General features: G+C 45.6%; 1 protein-coding gene. It reads right to left on the bottom strand.

Features of this window, described 5'->3' with window-relative positions; all coding sequences use genetic code 11:
* On the bottom strand, nt 1-9,307 hold a 9,307-nt coding region (locus F9817_RS22960), incomplete at its 3' end, for a non-ribosomal peptide synthetase (protein WP_161158540.1).
* Between the last annotated feature and the right edge of the window lie 237 nt (nt 9,308-9,544).

The raw sequence follows: 9,544 nt of genomic DNA, 5'->3' as shown, positions 1-9,544 counted from the left end.
CAAAAGCATCGTCACTTGGCTCTGGCAACGCTTTACGATCCATTTTGCCATTCGGCGTCAATGGAATTTCTGCAATTTGAACTAACGCCGCTGGCACCATGTATTCTGGTAAACGCTCACCCATTTCCGCTTTTAACGCTTCAATCGATAAGTCGCTTTCCGAGGTAAAGTAGCCAATCAAACGCTTATTGGCGCTACTGCCTTTCGCTATCACTACAGCTTCGAGTACCGCTTGGCAACCTTTCAAGGCTGACGATATTTCGCCCAGCTCTACACGGAAACCACGGATTTTCACTTGGTCATCATTACGACCTTGATATTCAATCGTCCCATCCGCTAACCAGCGACCCACATCTCCGGTTCTATACATGGTCGCGTCGCTATCGCTGACAAATGGGTCACGCACAAAGCGCTCAGCTGTCAGCTCATCCCGGTTTAAGTAACCACGCGCCACCTGAANNCCNCCGATAAANANTTCACCCGCTACGCCNACNGGCGCGGGTTGACCTTGCGCATCTAACACGTACATCCGTGTGTTCGCTACCGATGAACCGATGGATACGCGGTCTCCTGCTAAATCCCGTGGACAGTGCCATTGCGTTACGTCTACCGCTGCTTCCGTTGGGCCATATAAGTTATGCAGTTCTATATGAGGCAACATCTGGTACGTGCGACGAATGGTTTCTGCTGGTAACGCTTCACCACTACAGAACATCAAACGCAGACTTGGGCAATCGCCAGCCTCACAGCCTTCTAGGAACATCTGCAGCATCGGTGGCACAAAGTGCAATATAGACACTTGGCGACGCTCGATAAGCTCACGCAAATATTGAGGGTCTTTATGCCCTTCAGGCTTGGCCATCACTAGGGTCGCGCCCACCCACAGTGGGCAGAAGAATTCCCATACGGAGACGTCAAAACTGAATGGGGTTTTCTGCAAAATCACATCGTCACGGCTAAAGCCATAATCTTCAGCCATCCAGCTTAAACGGTTAACCACACCGCGATGTTCATTCATCACACCTTTCGGTTTACCCGTTGAGCCCGAGGTGTAAATCAAATACGCCAAGCTGCGAGCGCTTAAGCCTAAACTGGCTGGGTCGAGATTGGTTGCGGCTTCATTGGCCCAAGGGAGTGCCCCTTCAAAATAAGCGATTTGCACATCACTTGGCACCTGACCCAATCGAGGACGCAACTCAGACGTTGTTAACAGCACTACTGGGCGGCTGTCTTGCACCATGTATTCTAAGCGGTCTTCTGGATAACCGGGGTCCATTGGCACATACGCGCCGCCCGCTTTAAGAATCGCCACCAGAGCAACGACTAATTCACAGCTACGGTCAAGGGAAACGCCTACGCGGCTATCCGGTGTCACCCCTTGTTGTACCAGCCAGTGCGCCAGTTGGTTCGCTTGCGCATTAAGCTCGGCAAAAGTGAGCTGTTTGTCTTCATCCACCACGGCAATGTCATTGGCATAACGAACTGCGGTTTGTTCGATACGGTGATGAATGCAAGTATCGGTTGGGAAATCACGCTCAGTTTGGTTAAAGCCTTCCAGCACTTGAGTGCGCTCTGCTACACCTAGAATGGATGGATTGAAGCTATTTTCTGATGAGTTAGCTAGCGCATCCACCAACTGATTAATGGCATTGTTCAGCATGATAGCAACACGTTCACAACCAATAGTGCGATCTACGTGCAAATCAAACGAGAACTCGCCACTGGCATGATCGTTAATATCCAGCGATATTGGATAGTTGGTTTGCTCAGCACTGAACACGAGATCAATGCGGTCGAGAATTTTAGCTTGCGCATCACTCCCACCTTGATAACGATAATTCAGCAAGCTAGTAAATAATGGCGTTTGCGCAGCCACACCGCTGCACTGCTGAGTCATGATCAATGAGGCATGCTCATAGTCTAATAATTCAGCGAGTGCTTGGTGAGTCATTGCCACCAATTGACTGGCTGATTGGTCTGCCAGTGTTAAACGTAATGGAACGGTATTGAGGAACATACCTAACGTACGATCAGAATTAATTCCCGCGCCCATACGACCAAATAACACGGTACCAAACACCACATCATGACGCCCTGTTGCCGCACGTAATACCATCGACCAAGCGAGGTGGAACATACTGGCCGTACTGACATTGTGTTGTTTAGCTAACTGGCGTAACTGCACAGCACTGGCGCTATCAATGTAAGTAGTTGATTGCTCAATGTCTTGTGCAGAATTTTGCACATTTAACAGTCCGAATGGCGCACAAGGCTCATCGATATCAGCAAGTTGTGCCGTAAAGTATTCACGCTCGCGGTCAGCATCACGACGTCGTTCTATTTGGCCGATAAATTGACGGAAAGGTACAGGTTCTAACAACTGATCAGTACGACCATCAATATGGGCAAAGACCTCTTCGACCAAGAGTTCGAGCGTTGTGTGGTCATTGATCAAATGGTGAATTAACAGACACAATAACCACCGCTGCTCCTGTTGGTCGTAGACACGGTAGGCGTGAATCAATGGCGCGACCGATAATTCAATACGCGTTGTGGCAGGATCGAAGTGCCGTTGTAAACACTCTGCCACGCTCTCCCCTGTTGCTTGGCTCTGTTGATCAAACGATAATGTTTGAATCGGCATCTTCGCTTCACGCCATACCACTTGCATTGGCTGGTTTAATCCTTGCCATGCGACTGCTGTGCGTAAGATGTCATGACGATTAATCACCGCTTGTAAGCCACTTAAAAACGCATCAAGTTGCGACTCTGTGCTAAATCCAGTAATGAAACGCGTCAGGTAAGCATCACCTTGTTCTTGAACGAGATGGTGGAACAGAATCCCTTCTTGTAAAGGCGCCAATGGATAGATGTCTTGAACATTACTCGCCCCACCCGACACTTGAGCACAGATACAATCGATACTCTCTTGGGATAAGTTAGCTAAAGGCAACATCTCTGGAGTGATGGAGTCACACCCTTGCGGAATGCGATTTTCTTCAATCACAACGTGACTGTCTTCACTTGGATCCATGGTTGCCGCTAACGAAGCGAGGTCTGGTTGATTAAAGAGATGTTTAACTGCGATATCACAATGATGTTCTCGCAGCATGGCCATCAATTGAACCGCAAGCAATGAGTGGCCGCCCAGTTCAAAGAAATTATCTTGACGTCCAATTTGTTCAACGCCCAGCAATTCACTCCACAGGGAAGCTAACAACATTTCATTGTCGGTTTGTGGTGCTTGGTAAGCGTGGCGGACCACATCTTGCGTTGTCACCTCTGGCAACGCTCTGCGATCCAGTTTACCGTTTCCGGTTAATGGCATCACATCAAGCTGCATCCAAGCCGATGGCACCATATAATTTGGCACTAAATCAGCCACGTGAGCCCGTAATTCTTCAAGATCGAACGCCGATTGAGCTGGTTCACTCACATAGTAAGCAACGATATGATAGTCACCACTTGCATTGGGGGCAGCGATAACGGCGGCATCTTGTACTTGGTCAAAGCTACGGACACAAGCTTCGATCTCGCCCAATTCAATGCGGAAGCCTCGAATTTTAACCTGGTCATCGTTACGACCCAAATACTCAATACTGCCATCATCTAACCAACGCCCTAGGTCTCCGGATTTGTACATTCGGGTTTGACCATCGGCAACAAATGGGTCCAGCATAAACCGCTCAGCGGTGAGTTCTGCACGGTTAAGATAACCGCGTGCAACACCTGCTCCACTGACATACAGTTCACCCGTGACACCAACAGGTACCGGCTGACGGAATTCATCGAGAATATATAACCGCAGATCGTTTAGACCACGTCCAATGGGGCTGGCACCCGTGCGATACACATCAGCAGCCGTCAGTGGATAATATGTGGTATGTACGGTGGTTTCCGTAATGCCATACATATTAATCAACTGGGTATGACGATTAAGGGATTTTTGGTACCAAGGTGATAACGCGGATAACTCAAGAGCTTCACCACCGAAGATCACATAGCGTAAATCATGTGGCTGTTCTGATTGAGCAGCAATCAGTTGGCGAAATGCACTTGGTGTTTGGTTTAATACGGTAACCTGTTCGTTACACAATAGCTGATATAAATCGTCTGGGGCTCTTGATACTAAGTGTGGCACCACGACTAAACGACCACCGAACAGCAACGCTCCCCAAATCTCCCATACTGAAAAGTCAAACGCATAGGAGTGGAATAAGGTCCAGACATCGCGCTCATTAAATTGAAAATCATTCTGTGTGGCGGCCATCAAACGCATCACATTATGATGCTCAACCATCACTCCTTTCGGCTTACCTGTCGAACCTGAAGTGTAGATAATATACGCCATATGTTGGGCGGTGAGACCACTGCACTCAGCGGCAATGTTGTCGATGGTAAGATCAAGCCACTCTGGCTTATCTAACAAGGCTAATTGTGTATTGACCGGCAAATTACCGAGTTTATCAACCAGTGCACTCGTGGTAATAACCACTTCTGGCTCACTATCTTGCAGTGAGTATTGCAAGCGTTCTTGTGGGTAATTAGGATCAAGTGGCACATAAGCGCCGCCAGCTTTCAGCGTTGCCAAAATCGCAATTAATAACTTTTCACTGCGTTCAAGTGCAATAGCAACTCGACTATCTGGTTTAACCCCATTAGCCATTAGCCAATGCGCCAATTGGTTGGCACGTGCGTTTAACTGAGCATAGGTAAGGTGGTTGTTTTCATAACTTACCGCAATACGATCGGCGAAACGTTCAGCTTGTTCTTCAAAGCGCTGTGTGATCGTTACATGCGAAAAAAAGTCCTGCTTACCGCGGTTAAAGTGCTCAACAACACGTTGCTGCTCTTGTTCTGGCAGCATAGGCAACGCCAGCGGTTGAAGAGTATCTTGCTGCACCATATGGCTAAGTAACGTACGCCAACACGCCATGAAGCGCTCAACCGTTTCTTGTTTAAATAGCGCAGTAGCAAAGTTTACATAGCCACTAAGCTGACCATCCACTTCATAAAGACCAACACTTAAGTCAAACTGAGCGGTATCCGAGTCTCCCATCACTACTTGGACATCAACATCTTGCATTTGAGCCAGTTGGTTTGGCGTATTATGGAGTGCAAAAATCACTTGGTAGATAGGGTTATGTGCCATATTACGATTTGGCGCCACCGCTTCTACGATTTGCTCAAATGACACATCTTGGTTGGTTTGTGCTTTAAGAACCGTCGCTTTCACTTGGTGGATTAACGACGAAACATCTGTCACTTGGTCTAAGTTCACACGTAATGCCTGCGTATTAACAAACATCCCTACCAAATCTTCTAACTCAGTACGATTACGCCCCGCAATCGGTGTTCCAATCACCACATCCGTTTGATTAGATAATCGCCCGATTAACAACGAGAAACTGGCGAGTAACGTCATGTACAATGTGCTGTGATGACGCTGTGCTAATGCTTTAATGTTCTGCGTTAGTTCATGATCAATTGTGATTGGGAACGTGAGTCCTGCATAATTTTGCTGCTCAGGGCGAACAAAATCTAACGGCAAAGAGACACATTCCGGAATACCTTCAAGCTGTTCAAACCAGTAAGATTTTTGGTTTTCATACCATTCGCCTTGATAATGAGTCTGTTGCCAGCGAGCGTAATCTCCGTACTGAATAGGTAACGAATCTAAATCCAACGGCGCTCCAGACAGTTCACTGTTGTATGCGGCAATTAACTCATTAAGAATGATCCGGGTTGACCAACCATCTGAAATGATATGGTGCATCGCAATCGTTAATGTGTGGATGTTTGGATCTTGCTCTGCAATATGAGCGCGAATGAGATAGCCTTCGTTTAAGTCAAATTCGACCACAAATTCGCCATCACGTTGAATGACGAAGCTGTCCGGCGCCGGCATAACTTGTTGTAACGGTTGACCATCAACATTAATAAATTTGGTGCGTAATGGCGCGTGACGTTCAATCACGGTTAGAAATGCCACTTCCAATGCAGAAAAATCTAATGGGCCATGGAACTCAACGCTATTTTTCATCACATAAGCCACTAGGGAGCTGCCATCTAACTGCTCAAGTAACCATAAACCTTTTTGGGCAAAGGTCAGTGGATATGTATCCCCTTCATGCGTCGGTACAATATCGGGTAGCTGGGAAACTACTGAAGACTGAACCAAGATCTTTGCCATTGCTTTCAAGGTGGGATGATTAAAAATCTGCGCCAGAGACAGTTCAGTGCCAAACTCTGAGCGTAACCGAGAAATCAAACGCGCGGCCAGTAGTGAATGGCCACCAATTTGGAAAAAATTGTCGTTACGACTGATTTTTTCAATTCCGATCAATTGCTGCCAAATTGACGCTAGTCGTTGCTCATTCTCGCCTTTTGGCTCCACATATTGAGTACTAACAAAAGCACTTGCATTTGGAGCGGGTAATGCTTTTCTGTCAACCTTACCGTTTTGCGTTAATGGCATGGTGTCCAAGGCAACCATAGCGGCGGGCACCATATAATCGGCTAACGGCTGGCTAACAAATTCAATCAATTGCTCGACGTTCACCGCTTTAGTTAATGTGTAATAAGCCACCAACTGGGGCTGACCATTCACATCTTCCTGGGCAACGACAACGGCATTATCAACGGCTGGATGACTGAGAAACGTCGATTCAATCTCTCCCAGTTCAATACGGAAACCGCGAATTTTTACTTGGAAATCGTTACGCCCTAAAAATTCAATATTGCCATCAGTTGTCCAACGCCCCAAATCCCCCGTTTTATACATTTTGGCCTTGCCATCATTGGCAAAGGGATCGGAAACAAAGCGCTCTTCGGTCATGGCGGCTAAATTAATATAGCCCTGTGCAACCCCTTCACCACCGATATAAATTTCGCCAATCACCCCAGGAGGCAACAGCTTTTGTTGGGCATCCAAAATATACACTTGGGTATTATTTAACGGCTTACCAATATGTGGTGCAAACGGCTGACCTCGGTACATACGGACAAATGTTGAATACGTGGTCGTTTCTGAAGGTGCATACAGATTGCATAGGGACGGGATTGGGGTTAGCTCAAAGAAGCGTTGCGCGAGCTCTTTTTTAAGAGGCTCACCAGCAACATTAACTACCTGTACTGATGATGGAATCGCATTACCATCGACTAACGCACTCAAGGCTGACGGCACAGTATTGATCAGAGTAAGATCGTATTCCTTCTCAAGCAAACTCAACGCATTTTCAACAATAACAAGACATCCACCGCAGCTTAAGGTTGAGAAAATTTCATAAACTGACAAATCGAAGTTAAGTGACGTCGAAAATAGTGTACGAGAAAACAGTTTTGGCCCGTATTCACTAATTGCCCATTCGACCAAGTTACACGCATTGCGATGCGATAACATCACGCCTTTGGGATGACCAGTAGAACCAGACGTGTAAATGAGATATGCCAACTGTTGTGAGTCAAACTCACCCATCGATAGATTGCCGTTGGATAATGACAGTGATTCTTGTAAGGCTTCTTCAAAATCGACAACTAACGTCGCAGAGGAAAACGATTGCGTGAACAAATCTGAAGAGCTGAGAGTCAGAATGACCTTAGGCTGACAATCTTTAACCATGTACAAACGGCGTTCAAGTGGGTAGTTGGGATCCATCGGTACATAGGTTGCACCCACTTTTAACGTTGCCAATACCGCAACAATAAGCTCACAATTACGCGGTAATGATATAGCGACTCGGTCTGTTGCTTGTACGCCGTGATCTTGTAGCCAATGTGCAAGCTGATTCGCTTTTTGATTGAGCTGAGCATAACTCATAACGGCGCCATTAAAATCTAGCGCTGGCGCATTAGGATGAAAATTAACTTGTTGTTCAATCAGTTCATGTAGGCCACTTTGTGCAGAAAATGGCGTTTTTGTGTCGTTAAAATGCTGTAAAATCGTTTGTTTTTCGCTAGGAAGTGCGATGTCTAATTGATGGATATTTCCGTTTGCATTGGTGACAGCTGCCGCTAAAAAATGAACCATGCGTTTACCGTGCGCATCGACTTCATCGTCACTGTAGAGTGCCGTGTTAGCAGCTATTGAAAGTTCTAACCCGCCATCAAGTCCACGTTCATAAAGAGTGATAGAGAGATCATCTGTCGGACCAGTAGAGAGGTTATGGACTGTCGCAGGAGCTTGCCCAAATGCAATTTGCTCTTTAAACGGAACAATGTTGATTAACGTAGAAAATAATGGGTGTTGTTCGTTAAATAACCCCAACTCCGCTTTAAGAGCCTCACTACGATAATCTTGGTGTTTTAGGGCGCCAAAAAGATCGCGTTTGATAGCTGATAAACTCTGTTCCAGAGTTGTTTCAGGTGAGAAATTAAGTTCTACAGGCACAACATTAACGGCCATTGTAGGTGTAGAGCGTAATGCTTTATTGCGACGACCAGAAACAGGGAATCCTACTAACATAGATTCCTGGCCAGTCATGCGATAAAGATATCCCCCAACTAATGAAACTAGTAGCTGAGGTAATGTGACGTGGTAACGCGACGCTAAATCACGTAATTGTGAGGTAAGTTTAGTTGAAAGGTAGTTTTGATAACGATAGACGCTCAGGCAAGCAGCTGTTTTACCAGACAAACTCACTGAATTGGCACGTTGCTGATATTTATTAACCCAAAAATCTTTATCTTTACTAAATCGTTCTGATTCCAGGTAGTGCAGCTCTGCTTGCTGTACTTCTTGTAAAGTACCAAAAGTAGCATGGCCCGCACTTTGGGTATTATCAATCGCGGCATTGTAAAGAGACAGCACACGATCAATAAATAAATGCCCTCCTAACCCATCATTGATGATGTGGTGCACGCATTGATAGAGGCAGGTTCTAGATGAATCTAATTTTATGATTGCAAAGGAAAAAAGAGGTCCAGACGACAAATCCATTGGAGCATCGATATCTCTTTGCATCCATTCCAAAGCAGAAGTGAACGGCGATTCATCACCACTCATATCTAATATCGGCAAGTGCCAATCCGGGTGTAAAGAACACGTTTGGAAACACTCGTCCTCTACTTCATGGATTGTCACTTGGTAAGCTTGTGCTTCAGAAACAGTTTGTCGAATAGCTTGTTCAAGTGCTGAGGTATCAACAACACCATTAATGTCAAAATATTCAGCAATTTTAAATACATGACTTGCTGCATCTGGGTTTACTTGTTGAGCAAACCAAATCCCTTGCTGAGCACTAGACAAAGGTAAGGATTGAAACGAAGGACTGCTTTTAGTCTCTTGCGGACTGTCATTATCAAACATAGATCCACCACTGGTTTCTATAGATTTAGATTTAAATTTATTTTCTTCGGGCAAAAAATATCTCACCTCTTTTAAGAGGTTTCGATGTTTAACAAGTTTTAAGAAATAGCATTAAATCACCTGTTAAAAGGTAGTTAATGTTCGGCAAAAAATATCTCACCTCTTTTAAGAGGTTTCGATGTTTAACAAGTTTTAAGAAATAGCATTAAATCACCTGTTAAAAGGTAGTTAATGTTC

Origin of the sequence: Vibrio eleionomae, from assembly GCF_009874545.1 — a bacterium.
Classification (GTDB): Bacteria; Pseudomonadota; Gammaproteobacteria; order Enterobacterales; family Vibrionaceae; genus Vibrio; species Vibrio nitrifigilis.
Note: the sequence above shows the minus strand (reverse complement) of the source record. Positions and strands in the feature narration are given on the sequence as shown.